General features: G+C 45.6%; 13 protein-coding genes. 11 read left to right on the top strand and 2 right to left on the bottom strand.

The features are described from left to right. The first annotated feature begins 12 nt into the window (after window positions 1-12). Window positions 13-1,659, top strand: a complete 1,647-nt coding sequence (pgm, locus tag OC443_RS14595) for a phosphoglucomutase (alpha-D-glucose-1,6-bisphosphate-dependent) (protein WP_073581337.1) — start codon at window positions 13-15, stop codon at window positions 1,657-1,659. Between the two features lie 282 nt (window positions 1,660-1,941). Further along, entirely contained in the window at window positions 1,942-2,628 is a 687-nt protein-coding gene (locus OC443_RS14590; protein ID WP_159440314.1) for a GH12 family glycosyl hydrolase domain-containing protein, read from the top strand. Window positions 2,629-2,726: 98 nt separating this feature from the next. Here OC443_RS14590 and OC443_RS14585 read toward each other — a convergent pair whose 3' ends face one another. After that, window positions 2,727-3,473: a DUF1853 family protein gene (locus tag OC443_RS14585; protein ID WP_073581341.1), complete on the bottom strand. Its 747-nt coding sequence runs from the start codon at window positions 3,471-3,473 to the stop codon at window positions 2,727-2,729. A 78-nt stretch (window positions 3,474-3,551) separates the two neighbouring features. Here OC443_RS14585 and OC443_RS14580 point away from each other — a divergent pair, with 78 nt between their 5' ends. Next, entirely contained in the window at window positions 3,552-4,304 is a 753-nt protein-coding gene (locus OC443_RS14580; RefSeq protein ID WP_073581343.1) for a Nif3-like dinuclear metal center hexameric protein, read from the top strand. A 52-nt stretch (window positions 4,305-4,356) separates the two neighbouring features. Here the strand turns inward: OC443_RS14580 and OC443_RS14575 are convergent, their stop codons facing one another. Then, window positions 4,357-5,646 (bottom strand): citrate synthase, encoded by a 1,290-nt coding sequence (locus tag OC443_RS14575; RefSeq protein ID WP_073581345.1) that lies wholly within the window; start codon window positions 5,644-5,646, stop codon window positions 4,357-4,359. A 407-nt stretch (window positions 5,647-6,053) separates the two neighbouring features. On the opposite strand from OC443_RS14575, the gene sdhC reads away from it, so the two are divergent. The 8 genes from sdhC to sucD all read left to right on the top strand — a co-directional run bounded on the left by sdhC (window position 6,054) and on the right by sucD (window position 15,645). Next, entirely contained in the window at window positions 6,054-6,434 is a 381-nt protein-coding gene (sdhC, locus tag OC443_RS14570; protein ID WP_370738737.1) for a succinate dehydrogenase cytochrome b556 subunit, read from the top strand. After that, window positions 6,428-6,775: a succinate dehydrogenase, hydrophobic membrane anchor protein gene (sdhD, locus tag OC443_RS14565; RefSeq protein WP_073581349.1), complete on the top strand. Its 348-nt coding sequence runs from the start codon at window positions 6,428-6,430 to the stop codon at window positions 6,773-6,775. The genes sdhC and sdhD overlap by 7 nt, the downstream gene beginning before the upstream one ends. Further along, on the top strand, window positions 6,776-8,542 hold the full coding sequence (sdhA, locus tag OC443_RS14560) for a succinate dehydrogenase flavoprotein subunit (protein ID WP_073581351.1): 1,767 nt from the start codon (window positions 6,776-6,778) through the stop codon (window positions 8,540-8,542). Between the two features lie 14 nt (window positions 8,543-8,556). Beyond that, window positions 8,557-9,267 (top strand): succinate dehydrogenase iron-sulfur subunit, encoded by a 711-nt coding sequence (locus tag OC443_RS14555; protein ID WP_073581353.1) that lies wholly within the window; start codon window positions 8,557-8,559, stop codon window positions 9,265-9,267. Window positions 9,268-9,358: 91 nt separating this feature from the next. Beyond that, window positions 9,359-12,166 carry a 2-oxoglutarate dehydrogenase E1 component gene (sucA, locus tag OC443_RS14550; protein ID WP_073581355.1) on the top strand — a complete coding sequence of 936 codons (2,808 nt, stop codon included), beginning with the start codon at window positions 9,359-9,361 and terminating at the stop codon, window positions 12,164-12,166. A 26-nt stretch (window positions 12,167-12,192) separates the two neighbouring features. Then, window positions 12,193-13,413, top strand: coding sequence for a 2-oxoglutarate dehydrogenase complex dihydrolipoyllysine-residue succinyltransferase (gene odhB / locus OC443_RS14545; protein WP_073581357.1), 1,221 nt, complete (start codon window positions 12,193-12,195; stop codon window positions 13,411-13,413). Between the two features lie 193 nt (window positions 13,414-13,606). Then, window positions 13,607-14,773 carry an ADP-forming succinate--CoA ligase subunit beta gene (sucC, locus tag OC443_RS14540; RefSeq protein ID WP_073581359.1) on the top strand — a complete coding sequence of 389 codons (1,167 nt, stop codon included), beginning with the start codon at window positions 13,607-13,609 and terminating at the stop codon, window positions 14,771-14,773. Further along, complete coding sequence (sucD, locus tag OC443_RS14535; protein WP_073581361.1) at window positions 14,773-15,645, top strand: succinate--CoA ligase subunit alpha; 873 nt, start codon at window positions 14,773-14,775, stop codon at window positions 15,643-15,645. Before sucC ends, sucD begins: the two co-directional genes overlap by 1 nt. The last annotated feature ends 12 nt before the right edge of the window (window positions 15,646-15,657 follow it).

Raw genomic sequence — 15,657 nt, 5'->3', positions numbered from 1 at the left:
AAAGGATGTCATATGGCGATTCACCCTCGTGCAGGACAAAAAGCACAGCAGGGAGATTTAAACAATATTCCTGCGCTTATGTCTGATTATTACCGGCTTCAACCCGACCCTTCAAATCAGAGCCATCAAGTCGAATTTGGTACCTCCGGCCACCGTGGCTCATCATGCAAATGCACATTTAATGAAGCACACATCTTAGCAATTACTCAGGCAATTGTTGAAGTGCGTGCGCTGCGTGGTATTGAAGGGCCATTATTTATCGGGAAGGACACGCATGCTTTATCTGAGTCAGCTTTTTCCAGTGTTGTAGAGGTATTAATTGCAAATAATGTCGGTGTGATTGCTCAAGAGGGAAAAAGTTATACGCCAACCCCCGGAATTTCTCATGCGATATTAACATTCAACCGCACTTATCCGGATGTATTGTCTGATGGCATTGTGATTACCCCATCTCATAACCCGCCTCAGGATGGTGGTATTAAATATAATCCTCCTCATGGCGGACCTGCTGAGGCAGAAATTACTCAGGCAATAGAGTCGCGGGCGAATGAGATTATTGCCGGGCGTTTAAGTGCTGTGAAGCGTATTCCTTATGAAAGGGCTGTTACTTCAGTTTTGTATGTCGAGCAGGATCTGATTTCCCCATATGTTGATGATTTAGTGAATGTTATTGACATCGATGCAATTCAGAAAGCAAACCTGAAGATTGGTATTGATCCACTGGGTGGCAGCGGGATTGAGTACTGGCGACAAATTGCAGCGACCTACAAGCTGAACTTACATTTGGTGAATGAGGCTGTTGATCCCACATTTCAGTTTATGACACTGGATAAAGATGGTGTGATCCGGATGGATTGCTCATCACCTTATGCAATGGCAGGGCTTCTGGCGCTGAAAGATGAGTATGACTTAGCGTTTGGTAATGATCCTGATTATGACCGTCATGGCATTGTGACCCCAAAAGGATTAATGAATCCTAACCACTTCCTGGCTGTGTGTATTGATTACCTTTTCCGTCACCGTAACTGGGATCAGAGGGTGGCTGTCGGTAAGACTCTGGTATCCAGTGCTTTGATTGATCGGGTTGTTGCAGATTTAGGCCGGGAGCTCTGTGAAGTTCCGGTTGGATTTAAATGGTTTGTTGATGGCTTATTCCAGGGAAAATTTGGGTTCGCTGGTGAAGAGAGCGCGGGAGCGTCTCTGCTCAGATTTGATGGTACACCATGGGCGACAGATAAAGATGGGATTATCCTTTGCTTACTTGCTGCTGAAATCACAGCGGTGACTGGTAAGAATCCTCAGCAATATTATGAAGAGCTGGCAGCAAAACACGGAGAGTCTCTGTATAACCGCATTCAGGCGGCGGCTTCTGCGCCTCAGAAAGACGTGTTGAAGAAAATGTCCCCGGAGATGGTTTCCGCCGAGACATTGGCCGGAGATCCGATTACAGCACGTCTGACTCATGCACCTGGTAACGGTGCAGCAATTGGGGGGTTGAAAGTCACCACTGACTTTGGCTGGTTTGCAGCCCGTCCTTCCGGTACAGAAGATATTTATAAGATTTATTGTGAGAGCTTCAAAGGGGAGAGCCATTTGAAGCAGATTGAGTCTGAAGCTCAGGAGATAGTCAACCGGATCTTTATCAACGCCGGTGTATAGACCTGATTGAATTGAAAAGGGCAAACCAGAAACTGGTTTGTCTTTTTATGTGTAAAGTTTTATATATGAAATCTCAGCATTGTGGTTTTGTCTCTATTCGGTGACTCACCGGCCTGGTTAATTTCATCCCGCTCAACAAAATTCTCTGAAAACATGAACTGCTTTGAAATCTCATCAAGGTGTAACAAAACACGATTCATTTATTTCCTGATTTGGTGGTATTTTCTCTGAAGGATTCAGGATGGGTTTGTAAGGAAGTATATGAACAACAGGTGCCTCGCAATGGTTGTACTTTTTTTGTCAGCGCTGACATTTTATGTCAATGCTGCAAACTGGTCATCCTGTGATCGGCAAGGCACATATATTAATAATGAATACAACATTTATAACAATATATGGGGAGAAGGCGCTGGCACCCAATGTTTGTGGGTCAATTCAGCTAAAAACTGGGGCGTTTGGGCGAAGCATCCCCATAGTCATGGTGTCAAAGCATACCCGCATGTTTCTTCGGAGCAGAGTATTGAGGTGAACTCACTTCGTTCCTGCCGGAGTGAGTTCGATGTTCAGGTTCCAAAGCGTGGTGACTATGTTGTCAGTTATGATTTGTTGTATGACAACCACAGTTTTGAAGTCATGTTGTGGATGAACTACAACGGGGATGTTGCTCCGATCTCCTACTCATATAATTCGCAGGGAATGGCGATTCCTGACGTTTATCATCTGCACCTGGGCGGACACACCTGGAATGTCTACCGGGGAACAAATGGTGTGAATGAAGTCTTCACTTTTGTCAGAACACAGAAGATTGCGGCAGAGAAAGTTGACATTGTCGCAATTTCAAAGTGGTTAAAAAAAGAAGACTGGTTTGGTAATGCCAGTCTTCAGAGCATTCGGTTTGGTTTTGAGATTACCTCTTCATCTGTTGGTTCGGACTTCATCGTCAGGGATTATAGCTTGTCCTGCAATTAGAAAAGTCATCTGAGTCTCTGCTTATCAAAGTAAAACTTTTCTGTTAAATATCGGGCTCTGATGGGTAAGAACCTTTTCTCATTAGCGGGAATGATTAATTAGCCAGGCCACTTGTCCGGAACGATAAACCAGAATTGCCCCTCATCTGAGATACAGTGAGTGAAATATTCCGGTTGCTTTTTTTCGTAAAGGCAGTGTTGATGGCTTCCTGTTAACCATTGGTTTTTCTCTAAAGTATAAAGAGGGAAGTTAATCTGGTCTGCCTGCGAGTGATAGCACCAGAATCCCTGAATTTGCGATTGATTCAGTGAATAGCCAAGACATTCTGTTGGGATAGACTGATCAATAAAAGGATTGATATAAAGCCTTCCCTGCATCAGCAAATGACGTGTTAAGGTCGCCCAATGCGGATACCGTTGGATGAATAACTGATGCTCTGAAAGCCGGAGCTGATGTGTCAGCATATGGTTTAGTTTTTTATCCAGTCGATCTTTGGCATTCGGTCCATACCACCTTTGATTCAACAAAAGGTAAAACTTAACTGCGACTTCCCAGTGTTCAATTGCCGATGTTTTGTGATTATGAATGATGAAGTCAATTGCGCCAAGAGTTCTGCCGTTTTCAGTCAGTTGCAGCTCTTCTGCTTCAATGGAGTAATCCGGGTGAGCGTCAAAAAGTTGTGCACACAAATCCTGATACAGAAAGCCGAGGCGTGAGTTGTTCTGTCTGAATTGAATTTCAGGAATAGATGCGTCGGAGAAAGGCGATCCATCCACAACCGGATACTTAAGGCTGAACAATGTAGGTGAGTGAATGATCCATTTCATGAGTGGATTGAAATCCATTGATGTATCCTCTTGATGCACAGGCTGCTACATTGTAGCCTGAATTCATTGTTATCATATAAAAATCAGGCAAGGTCTATGAATCACCTTACTCTTGAAGCATTACTGAATGAAAAATTACGCCCGGAAATGGTGAAGGATTACTGTCCAAATGGGTTACAAATTGAAGGAAAAGCAGAGGTTAAACGGGTAATCACCGGCGTGACCGCTTCTCAGGCTCTCATTGAAAAAGCCATTGAACTTGAAGCGGACGCACTGCTGGTGCATCACGGATATTTTTGGAAAGGAGAGCCAGAGCCGGTCCGAGGTATGAAAGGCAAACGCATTCGCTCTTTAGTCAAACATGATATCAACCTTTATGCTTACCATCTTCCGCTTGATATCCATCCCGAGCTGGGAAATAACGCGAGGCTGGCTGACTTACTCGGCATTCAGGTTGCAGGCGGGCTGGAAGAGCATCCCCAGTCTGTCGCGATGTATGGTACTTTATCTCAGCCTTTAGATGCGGAAGTATTTGGTCAGAAGATTGAACAGGTGCTTGAGCGTAAACCGCTTCATATCTCAGCCGGACACAAGGTGATACATACGATTGGCTGGTGTACCGGCGGCGGTCAGGATTATATCGAACTGGCTGCGGCTAAAGGGCTGGATGCATTCATATCCGGTGAAATTTCTGAAAGAACCACATACAGTGCACGGGAGCAGGGGGTTCATTTCTTTTCGGCCGGACATCATGCAACTGAACGTTATGGCGTCAAAGCCTTGGGTGAATGGCTGGCTGAGCACCATGAGCTCGATGTGACATTTATTGACATTGATAATCCGGTATAACGAAAGAAGCGGGCTTTGGAGCCCGCTTCTTGTTTTTCGTTTGTTATCCGGCTTATTCCCGTTCATGTAATGCAGTGAAATCCCGCATTTTTTTCCCGGTATAAAGCTGTCTTGGTCTGCCAATCCGGCTTTCGGGATCACTGTGCATTTCATTCCAGTGAGCAATCCAGCCGATCGTCCGCGACATAGCGAATATTACGGTAAACATTGAAACCGGTATTCCGATCGCTTTCAGAATAATTCCGGAATAAAAATCGACGTTTGGATAGAGCTTTTTATCAACAAAATATTCATCAGATAAAGCTATTTTTTCCAGCTCCATCGCCACATCAAGCAACGGATCATCAATATTCAGTTCTTTCAGAACCTCATGGCAGGCTTCCCGCATAACAGTTGCTCTCGGGTCATAGTTTTTATAAACCCGGTGACCGAAGCCCATTAACCGGAATGGGTCATCTTTATCTTTTGCCCGCACAATAAACTCAGGGATACGTTCTACGCTGCCGATTTCTTCAAGCATGCGCAAACATGCTTCATTCGCGCCACCATGCGCAGGCCCCCACAGGGATGCTATACCTGCGGCGATACACGCGAATGGGTTTGCACCTGACGAGCCTGCCAGGCGAACGGTTGAGGTGGATGCATTCTGTTCATGGTCCGCATGAAGTGTGAATATTTTATCCATTGCTCTCGCAACGATTGGATTGACATCATACTCTTCACAAGGTGTTGCAAACATCATATGAAGGAAGTTTTCCGCATATCCAAGATCATTACGGGGATAGATAAACGGCTGACCGACAGAGTATTTATAACACATAGCCGCCAGAGTCGGCATTTTTGACATTAACCGGTATGCCGCGATTTCACGGTGGCTGTCATTGTTAATATCCAGTGAGTCGTGATAGAAAGCTGCCAAAGCACCAACAACACCAACCATAATCGCCATTGGGTGAGCATCCCGCCGGAAACCATGGAAAAAGCTTGCGATTTGTTCATGAACCATCGTGTGGCGTGAAATCGTTGTCCGGAAAGCTTCGTATTGCTTTCTGTTAGGTGCTTCCCCATAAAGAAGAATGTAACAAACTTCTAAATAATCAGCGTTATTGGCTAACTGATCAATAGGAAAGCCACGGTGTAGCAGGATACCTTTGTTTCCGTCAATGTAGGTGATTTGAGATTCACAGGATGCAGTGGCAAGAAAACCCGGATCAAAAGTAAAGTAACCATTTGCTCCCAGCTGACGAACATCAATTACCTCAGGTCCGATTGAACCATTGATAATTGGCAGCTCAATTGGCGCTTTACCTTCAATATGAAGGGTCGCTTTTTTATCTGCCATAACACAATCTCCTTATGTATTTTTTATTAATCCGCCCAGGATGTTTTCGAAGCAAATTCTTACCCCGGAATACTTTAAAGTCAATTTTTCTCCTATGATGTGTGCACTCAATTGCCTTTTTTTCGCGAAATAAGTTAAAAATATGTTCTGCGTAGCAAAAATTGTTACATCAATTGTATTAAAGTGTTGCAAATCTTATATTGTCTAAGGATAAGTCAGTTTTAGCGGCATAATAAAATAAACAGTAAATAAATTTTTGTTACACTTTACTTTCGGTTTTTAACAATTATTTATCAATTTTTTCCGTATACGAATTGAATTTGTTTAGAAAATGTTATTTTTGTCAGTTAGTACTGACTTTTTTGTTTATAACTATATAAAATGCTTATCAAAAGCTGAGTGAGCAAATTGTGAAAGAAAAGTCCAGACCTGTGAATCTCGATTTACAGACCATGCGGTTTCCGGTCACGGCTATTGCTTCCATTCTTCACAGAATGACAGGAGTGATTACGTTTGTGGCCATTGGAATTCTGCTATGGCTCTTATCGGTTTCACTCTCATCTCCTGAAGGTTTTCAATATGTCTCTGGTATAGCCGGCCACTTCTTTATGAAGTTTATCTTATGGGGAATATTGACTGCGTTGTCTTATCATATTGTTGGTGGAATCCGGCATCTGATCATGGATTTAGGCTATTTCGAAGAGCTTGAATCAGGAACTCAGACTGCGAAAATCGCTTTTGGCGCCACCGTCTTTCTATCTCTTTTAGCGGGAATACTAGTATGGTAAAACACGTTTCTTCAGTGGGTCGTAACGGCGTTCATGATTTTCTGTTGATACGTGCGACCGCAATTATTATGGCCTTGTATACGCTTTATCTCGTATGCTTTTTTGTTTTTTCAGGCACCATCACCTACGAGCTATGGTCTCATTTCTGGGGTAGCTTGTTCACTAAAATATTCACAATGTTAACCCTGAGCTGTGTGCTGATTCATGGATGGATTGGTTTATGGCAAGTGCTGACAGACTACGTTAAGCAGGTCTTGTTAAGAGGATTGCTGCAGCTTCTGGTTGTCACCGCGCTGCTGGGGTACTTTTTTTCTGGTTTATTCGTATTGTGGGGTGTTTAAGTGGCTATTCCAGTTCGAGAATTTGACGCCGTTGTTATCGGCGCTGGTGGTGCAGGTATGCGTGCTGCATTACAGGTTTCAGAACAAGGCTTAACTTGTGCCTTGTTATCTAAAGTTTTTCCAACCCGTTCTCATACCGTCTCTGCTCAGGGCGGAATTACTGTTGCTCTCGGTAATTCACATGAGGACAACTGGCAGTGGCACATGTACGATACGGTCAAAGGTTCTGATTATATTGGTGATCAGAATGCAATCGAGTACATGTGTAAAAATGGTCCTGAATCGGTGATTGAATTGGAACGGATGGGGCTACCATTCTCAAGATTCGACAACGGTAAAATTTATCAGCGTCCGTTTGGCGGTCAGTCAAAAGAATTCGGTGGCGAGCAGGCTGCAAGAACGGCAGCAGCAGCAGACCGGACAGGCCATGCCTTATTACATACATTGTATCAACAGAATATTAAGCACCAGACAACCATCTTTTCTGAATGGTATGCATTAGATTTGGTGAAAAACCAGGATGGGGCTGTTGTTGGTTGTACGGCGTTATGTATGGAAACAGGCGAAGTTTGCTACTTTAAATCGAAAGCGACTATTTTAGCGACAGGTGGTGCCGGCCGTATTTATGCATCAACCACAAATGCGCATATTAACACCGGTGATGGTGTTGGTATGGCCCTGCGGGCTGGTGTGCCGATGCAGGATATGGAAATGTGGCAGTTCCATCCGACAGGCATTGCCGGTGCTGGAGTGCTTGTAACAGAAGGTTGCCGTGGCGAAGGGGGTTACCTGCTGAATAAAGATGGTGAACGCTTTATGGAACGCTACGCACCGAATGCAAAAGATCTTGCTGGCCGGGATGTTGTTGCCCGTTCAATGATGATCGAAATCCGTGAAGGGCGTGGATGTGATGGTCCGTGGGGGCCGCACATCAAACTCAAGCTTGATCATCTGGGTGGCGATGTGCTGGAGTCCCGTTTGCCGGGAATCTGTGAGTTGTCCCGCACCTTTGCTCACGTTGATCCGGTAAAAGAACCGATTCCGGTGATTCCAACCTGTCACTATATGATGGGCGGTGTGCCGACTCAGGTCTCCGGGCAGGCATTGAAGCAGAATGCTTCCGGAGAAGATGTTGATGTTCAGGGCTTGTTTGCCTGCGGCGAAATCGCATCGGTTTCTGTTCACGGTGCGAATCGTTTGGGCGGAAACTCACTGCTTGATCTGGTGGTCTTCGGTCGTGCAACTGGTCTGCATCTCGGGGAGACTCTGGCAGCTCAATCTGAATCCCGAGATGCAACTGATTCAGATATTGAAGCATCTCTCAGTCGTTATTTGCGCTGGGAAAACAGTACGGGTGGTGAAGATCCGGTTCAGATTCGTAAAGACCTGCAAAATTGTATGCAGCATAGCTTCTCTGTTTTCCGGGAAGGTGATGCGATGGCGAAAGGTTTAGAAGAGCTGAAAGAGATTCGTGAGCGTCTGAAAAATGCCCATCTGGCTGACAAATCCAGTGAATTCAATACCCAGAGAGTGGAATGTCTTGAGCTCGATAATTTGATGGAAACAGCCTATTCTACAGCTGTTGCTGCCAATTATCGTACCGAAAGTCGTGGCGCACATGCCCGGTTTGATTACCCTGAACGTGATGATGACAACTGGTTGTGTCACTCAATTTATAATCCGGAAACAGAGCAGATGAACAAGCGTTCAGTCAATATGGCGCCGGTTCACCGTGATGCATTTCCACCAAAAGTCAGAACATACTAGGGGAGGAACATGTGATGAAATTAAGCTTCTCTTTGTATCGCTACAACCCGGATGTCGATAATAAGCCTTATATGAAGGATTATACGCTGGAAGTTCCTGAAGGCTCTGACATGATGGTTCTGGATGCATTAATTTTACTGAAAGAACAGGATCCATCCATTGCATTTCGCCGTTCGTGCCGGGAAGGTGTCTGTGGTTCTGACGGGCTGAATATGAACGGAAAAAACGGATTAGCGTGTATTACACCGCTGTCTGAATTATCCTCAGATAAGATAGTCATCCGACCACTACCCGGTTTGCCGGTTATTCGTGACTTAATTGTTGATATGGCGCAGTTTTATGATAATTATGCAAAGGTAAAACCTTATTTAATATCAGAAGGCAATTTACCGCCATCGCGTGAAAACCTGCAGTCTCCGGATGAACGTAAGCATTTGGACGGATTGTACGAGTGTATTATGTGTGCGTGTTGTTCAACGTCTTGTCCGTCGTTCTGGTGGAACCCGGATAAGTTTATTGGACCCGCCGGATTACTGGCCGCTTATCGCTGGCTGATTGATAGCCGTGATACAGCAACAGAAGAACGTTTATCTGATCTGGACGATGCATTTAGCGTTTTCCGTTGTCATGGCATTATGAACTGTGTCAGTGTTTGTCCTAAAGGACTGAATCCGACGAAAGCGATTGGTCATGTGAAATCCATGCTGATCAAACGCTCGATTTAGAACAGAAGTATAAGAATTGCAGGCCTTCGGGCCTGCTTAAGAGCTCGGCTAAGACCGCAGCAAACGTGAAAACTACTGGTAAAGGGAAAATATGCAAAACGGCGTGATGAAGGCATGGCTCGAGTCTTCACACTTGGCTGGCGCCAATGCAACGTATGTAGAAGATCTCTACGAACTCTATTTAAGTGACCCCGATCTGGTAAGTGAGGAGTGGAAACGTGTTTTTGAAGGGCTACCAAGCCCGGGTGATGTTGCAGAACAACCCCATTCACGTGTCCGTGACTACTTCCGTCGACTCGCTCAAGAGACAAAGCATTACAATGTCCAAGTTAGTGATCCTGATGTCGATGCTAAACAGGTAAGAGTATTACAGTTAATCAATGCGTACCGCTTCCGGGGACATGAAGCGGCGAAATTAGACCCTCTGGGTTTATGGCAACGCCCGCCTGTGGCCGAGCTTGACCCTTCTTTTCATAATCTCAATTCCGATGATATGGAAGAGATGTTTAATGTTGGTTCTTTTGCGATTGGTCAGGAGACCATGTTGCTCAAAGATATCCAGACATCTCTGAATAAAATTTATTGCGGTTCCATTGGTGCAGAGTATATGCACATGACCAGCACCGAGCAGAAGCGCTGGATTCAGCAGCAACTTGAATCGGTTGTTGGTCAGCCTTCATTCTCGAAGGAAGAAAAAATCACGTTTCTTGAAGAGTTAACTGCTGCCGAAGGTTTGGAACGTTATCTGGGGGCGAAATTCCCCGGAGCTAAACGTTTTTCTCTGGAAGGTGGTGATGCTTTGATCCCGATGACGAAAGAACTGATTCGTCATGCCGGTGCTCAGGGAATGCGGGAAGTTGTGATTGGTATGGCACACCGCGGCAGGCTGAATATGCTGGTGAATGTGCTGGGTAAACGTCCTCAGGATTTGTTTGATGAGTTTGCCGGTAAGCATGATGAAACCTGGGGAACCGGGGATGTAAAATACCATCAGGGTTTCTCTGCTGATTTTGCTACTCCTGGCGGTAATGTCCATTTAGCGCTGGCATTTAACCCGTCTCACCTGGAAATCGTAAACCCTGTCGTCATGGGATCTGTTCGTGCCCGTCAGGACCGTTTAGGCGATAAAGATGGCTCAAGTGTTCTGCCTATCACTGTTCATGGTGATTCTGCAGTGGCCGGGCAGGGGGTGGTTGCTGAAACCTTTAATATGTCTCAGGCCCGGGGATATCAGGTTGGCGGAACGGTACGAATTGTCGTCAATAATCAGGTTGGTTTCACCACATCCAATCCAAGAGATACCCGTTCAACGATGTACTGTACTGACATTGCAAAAATGGTACAGGCACCGATTTTCCATGTGAATGCTGATGATCCTGAGGCAGTTGCGTTTGTCACGCGTATTGCACTCGATTACCGGAATGCGTTTAAACAGGATGTCGTGATTGATTTAGTCTGCTACCGGCGTCATGGCCACAATGAAGCAGATGAACCTAATGCAACCCAGCCCTTGATGTATCAGAAAATCAAGAAACACCCAACGCCAAGAAAGATATATGCGGATAGGTTGACCGAACGGGGCAGTGTTGATGACGGGACAATTACTCAGGTCATCAATGAGTACCGGGATGCGCTTGATCATGGCGAAGTTGTCGTGAAAGAGTGGCGGCCGATGGCGATGCATTCCGTTGACTGGTCTCCTTATCTTTCCCATGACTGGGATGAATCATGGAAGAATGAATTTGATACTGAGCGCCTGAAGGATATTGGTAAACGAGTCTGTATGTATCCTGAAAGTCATAAGCTGCAAAGTCGTGTTCAGAAAATTTATACTGACCGTCAGGCGATGATTAAAGGTGAGAAGCCACTGGATTGGGGGATGGCGGAAATTCTGGCTTATGCGACGTTAGTTGATGACGGCAACCGTATCCGGATCTCGGGGCAGGATTCCGGTCGGGGAACCTTCTTCCACCGACACTCTGTGCTGCATAATCAGGATGACGCCAGCACTTATATCCCGTTGAAAAATCTGCATACGAATCAGGGGCCTTTCCAGGTCATTGACTCAGTGCTTTCTGAAGAAGCTGTACTGGCATTTGAATATGGTTATGCAACCGCTGAACCAAGCGGACTGACACTTTGGGAAGCTCAATTTGGTGATTTTGCTAACGGGGCTCAGGTTGTCATCGATCAGTTCATTTCATCAGGTGAACAGAAATGGGCGCGTTTGTGTGGGTTAACGATGCTGTTGCCGCATGGATATGAGGGACAGGGACCAGAGCATTCCTCTGCAAGACTTGAGCGATATTTGCAGCTTTGTGCTGAGCAAAATATGCAGGTGGTTGTTCCTTCAACACCAGCTCAGGTTTACCATATGCTGCGTCGTCAGGTCATACGGCCGATGCGTCGTCCTTTGATTGTAATGTCTCCGAAATCATTGTTGAGACATCCGCTGTGTGTTTCATCTCTGGAGGACCTGTCTGAAGGGACTTTCATGCCGGCGATTCCTGAAGTTGATGAAATGGATCCAAAACAAATCAAGCGGGTTGTTTTTTGCTCTGGTAAGGTTTACTACGATTTGCTGGAGCAGCGAAGAAACAACGAACAGCAGGATGTGGCAATTGTCCGTATTGAACAGTTATATCCATTCCCAATGGAAGATGTCCGGACTGCAATTGCTGAGTATGAAAATGCGAAAGACTTTGTCTGGTGTCAGGAAGAGCCTCAGAATCAGGGAGCATGGTACTGTAGTCAACATAATTTCCGTGCGTCGATTCCGGATGATGCGACATTGCGTTATGCAGGGCGTCCGGCATCTGCCTCACCTGCAGTCGGTTATATGTCGGTCCATTTGAAACAGCAGAAGGCGTTAGTAGAAGACGCTCTGAAACTAGATTAAGAACTAGAAGTAAAAGGAAAAGAAATATGACAATTGAAATTCTGGTTCCGGATTTACCTGAATCTGTCGCAGATGCAACGGTTGCTACATGGCATAAATCACCTGGCGATTCAGTTGAGCGGGATGAAGTTCTTGTTGATATTGAAACGGATAAAGTTGTACTGGAAGTTCCTGCACCTGAGTCTGGTGTTTTAGAAGCGATTCTGGAAGAAGAAGGTGCAACCGTTCTTTCAAAGCAGCTGCTTGCCCGTTTGAAGCCCGGAGCTGTTGCCGGGGAGCCAACCTCAGATACAACGGACGTGTCAAAGCCGTCTCCGGATAAGAGACATAAAGCAGCGTTAAATGAAGAAAATAATGATGCATTAAGCCCGGCGGTTCGCCGCTTACTTGCGGAACACAGCCTGACATCAGAACAGGTCCAGGGAACCGGTGTTGGTGGCCGGATTACCAGAGAAGATGTTGAGTCTTATCTGGCATCTGCTGCGGCAACTGCGCCGAAGCAGGAAGTGAAACCGCAGGAAGATGAAATTGCAGTCTCTTCTAACCAGCGCAGCCATAAACGAGTACCGATGACCCGTTTACGCAAGCGTGTTGCTGAGCGTTTATTAGAAGCGAAAAACAGTACTGCCATGTTGACAACATTTAATGAAGTCAACATGAAGCCAATCATGGAGCTGCGTAAACAGTACCGGGATTTGTTTGAGAAAAAACATGGTATCCGGCTGGGTTTCATGTCGTTTTATGTCAAAGCTGTGACTGAAGCGCTGAAACGTTACCCTGAAGTAAATGCTTCCATTGATGGTGAAGATATTGTTTATCATAACTTCTTTGATATCAGTATTGCGGTATCAACACCTCGTGGTCTGGTGACGCCTGTATTGAAAGATTGCGATATGCTTAGTGTTGCTGAAATCGAGAAAGGGATCAAAGAGCTCGCTGTTAAAGGTCAGGAGGGCAAGCTGACGGTTGAAGAACTGACCGGCGGTAATTTCACTATCACAAATGGTGGTGTGTTTGGTTCCCTGATGTCAACACCGATTATTAACCCGCCTCAGGCAGCAATTCTGGGAATGCATAAAATTCAGGACCGTCCTATGGCAGTTGACGGAAAAATAGAAATTTTGCCAATGATGTATCTGGCACTTTCCTATGATCACCGTTTAATTGACGGACGCGAATCTGTTGGTTTCTTAGTGACAATTAAGGAACTTCTGGAAGACCCGACTCGTTTGTTGCTGGATGTGTGATTGAACGATGTGCAGGCTGGAAACAGTCTGCGCATCTTCAAACCGGAACGCTCAACTCCGGTTGCACTATTCTCAATACCGGGCCGGTATGAAACGTCTCATTTTTCTTTATGAGACAAGTGCCCTACAAATGTCAGTTAGTATGAAACAATGCTAAAATTGACTGAATACAAATATAAGATGGAATAGCACAATGAATTTGCATGAATATCAAGCCAAGCAGTTATTTGCTGAGTTCGGTTTGCCCGTTCCTGATGGTTATGCGTGCGGTACACCGCAGGAAGCGGCAGAAGCAGCAGGAAAGATTGGCGGTTCTAAATGGGTGATTAAATGTCAGGTCCACGCAGGTGGACGAGGCAAAGCCGGTGGGGTTGAACTCCATGATACCAAAGATGGTATTCGTGATTTTGCCCAGAAATGGCTGGGAAAAAATTTAGTCACTTATCAGACTGACGCCAATGGTCAGCCAGTATCAAAAGTTTTAGTTGAAGCTGCTTCAGATATCGCCAATGAACTCTATTTAGGCGCTGTTGTGGATCGTTCAACCCGCAGAATCGTATTTATGGCCTCTACTGAAGGTGGCGTGGAGATTGAAAAAGTTGCCGAAGAAACACCGGAACTGATTCATAAAGCAGCGATTGATCCTTTAGTTGGCCCTCAGCCTTATCAGGGGCGGGAGCTGGCATTTAAACTCGGCCTGAAAGGTGAACAGATTAAACAGTTCGTCAAGATTTTCATGGGCTTGGGAGACATGTTCAGCCGTTACGACCTTGCGTTGCTGGAAATTAACCCTCTGGTGATTACAGGTGACGATAATCTTCTCTGTCTTGATGGAAAAATCAATATTGATTCCAATGCGCTTTATCGTCAGCCAAAACTGAGAGAGATGCATGATCCCTCACAGGAAGATGAAAGGGAAGCTCATGCTGCTCAGTGGGAGTTGAACTATGTCGCCCTTGACGGCAGCATTGGTTGTATGGTGAACGGTGCCGGGCTGGCAATGGGAACCATGGATATCGTAAACCTTCACGGCGGTAGTCCGGCCAATTTCCTTGATGTTGGTGGTGGTGCAACGAAAGAGCGCGTAACCGAGGCATTTAAGATCATCTTATCTGATACCAATGTCAAAGCCGTGTTGGTGAATATCTTTGGTGGCATTGTTCGTTGTGATCTGATTGCTGAAGGTGTTATCGGTGCTGTTGAAGAAGTGGGTGTTTCAGTTCCTGTTGTTGTTCGTCTTGAAGGAAACAATGCCGATCTGGGAGCGAAGAAATTAGACGAAAGTGGTCTGAACATCATTTCAGCAACATCATTGACAGAAGCGGCTGAAAAAGTTGTTGCTGCTGCGGAGGGTAAATAATGTCTATATTGATCAATAAAGAGACAAAAGTCATCTGTCAGGGATTCACCGGAGGACAGGGGACTTTCCACTCCGAGCAGGCATTAGACTATGGAACCCGTTTGGTTGGTGGCGTATCGCCGGGCAAAGGGGGGCAAACTCACTTAGGATTACCTGTTTTTAATACTGTCCGTGAGGCTGTGGAAGTGACCGGAGCAACGGCCACGGTCATTTATGTTCCTGCACCATTTTGTAAAGATGCTATCTTAGAAGCGATTGATGCGGGGATTGAGCTGATTGTGACGATCACTGAAGGTATTCCGACCCTGGATTTGCTGGATATCAAAGTTCGTCTGGATGAAGCGGGTGTCACAATGATCGGCCCGAACTGTCCGGGAGTGATCACACCGGATGAGTGTAAAATTGGCATTATGCCCGGTCATATTCATCAGAAGGGGAAGGTTGGTATTGTTTCCCGTTCCGGAACTTTAACCTATGAAGCTGTAAAACAGACGACGGATGAAGGTTTTGGTCAGTCAAGTTGTGTTGGTATTGGTGGTGATCCGATTCCGGGCTCTAATTTTATCGATATCCTGAAATTATTCGAAGATGATCCCGAAACAGAAGCAATAGTGATGATTGGTGAGATTGGCGGGACAGCTGAAGAAGAAGCTGCTGCATATATCAAAGAACATGTCACAAAACCGGTTGTTTCTTATATTGCCGGGGTTACTGCACCTCCCGGAAAACGGATGGGGCATGCAGGGGCAATCATTTCTGGTGGTAAAGGTACAGCAGATGAGAAATTCGCAGCTCTTGAAGCTGCCGGCGTGAAAACGGTCAATAGTCTGGCGAATATTGGTCAGGCATTGCGTGATGTTACGGGTTGGTAGTTGTTCTTCAAT

It is taken from the genome of Vibrio quintilis (assembly GCF_024529975.1).
Taxonomy (GTDB): domain Bacteria; phylum Pseudomonadota; class Gammaproteobacteria; order Enterobacterales; family Vibrionaceae; genus Vibrio; species Vibrio quintilis.
The sequence above is the reverse complement of the archived record's forward strand: the minus strand, read 5'-3'. Positions and strand labels throughout refer to the sequence as shown.

Coding starts and splice junctions, on each gene's coding strand:
- pgm (WP_073581337.1), top strand. CDS start 13: ATGGCGATTCACCCTCGTGCAGGACAAAAAGCACAGCAGGGAGATTTA.
- OC443_RS14590 (WP_159440314.1), top strand. CDS start 1,942: ATGGTTGTACTTTTTTTGTCAGCGCTGACATTTTATGTCAATGCTGCA.
- OC443_RS14585 (WP_073581341.1), bottom strand. CDS start 3,473: ATGGATTTCAATCCACTCATGAAATGGATCATTCACTCACCTACATTG.
- OC443_RS14580 (WP_073581343.1), top strand. CDS start 3,552: ATGAATCACCTTACTCTTGAAGCATTACTGAATGAAAAATTACGCCCG.
- OC443_RS14575 (WP_073581345.1), bottom strand. CDS start 5,646: ATGGCAGATAAAAAAGCGACCCTTCATATTGAAGGTAAAGCGCCAATT.
- sdhD (WP_073581349.1), top strand. CDS start 6,428: ATGGTAAAACACGTTTCTTCAGTGGGTCGTAACGGCGTTCATGATTTT.
- OC443_RS14555 (WP_073581353.1), top strand. CDS start 8,557: ATGAAATTAAGCTTCTCTTTGTATCGCTACAACCCGGATGTCGATAAT.
- sucA (WP_073581355.1), top strand. CDS start 9,359: ATGCAAAACGGCGTGATGAAGGCATGGCTCGAGTCTTCACACTTGGCT.
- odhB (WP_073581357.1), top strand. CDS start 12,193: ATGACAATTGAAATTCTGGTTCCGGATTTACCTGAATCTGTCGCAGAT.
- sucC (WP_073581359.1), top strand. CDS start 13,607: ATGAATTTGCATGAATATCAAGCCAAGCAGTTATTTGCTGAGTTCGGT.
- sucD (WP_073581361.1), top strand. CDS start 14,773: ATGTCTATATTGATCAATAAAGAGACAAAAGTCATCTGTCAGGGATTC.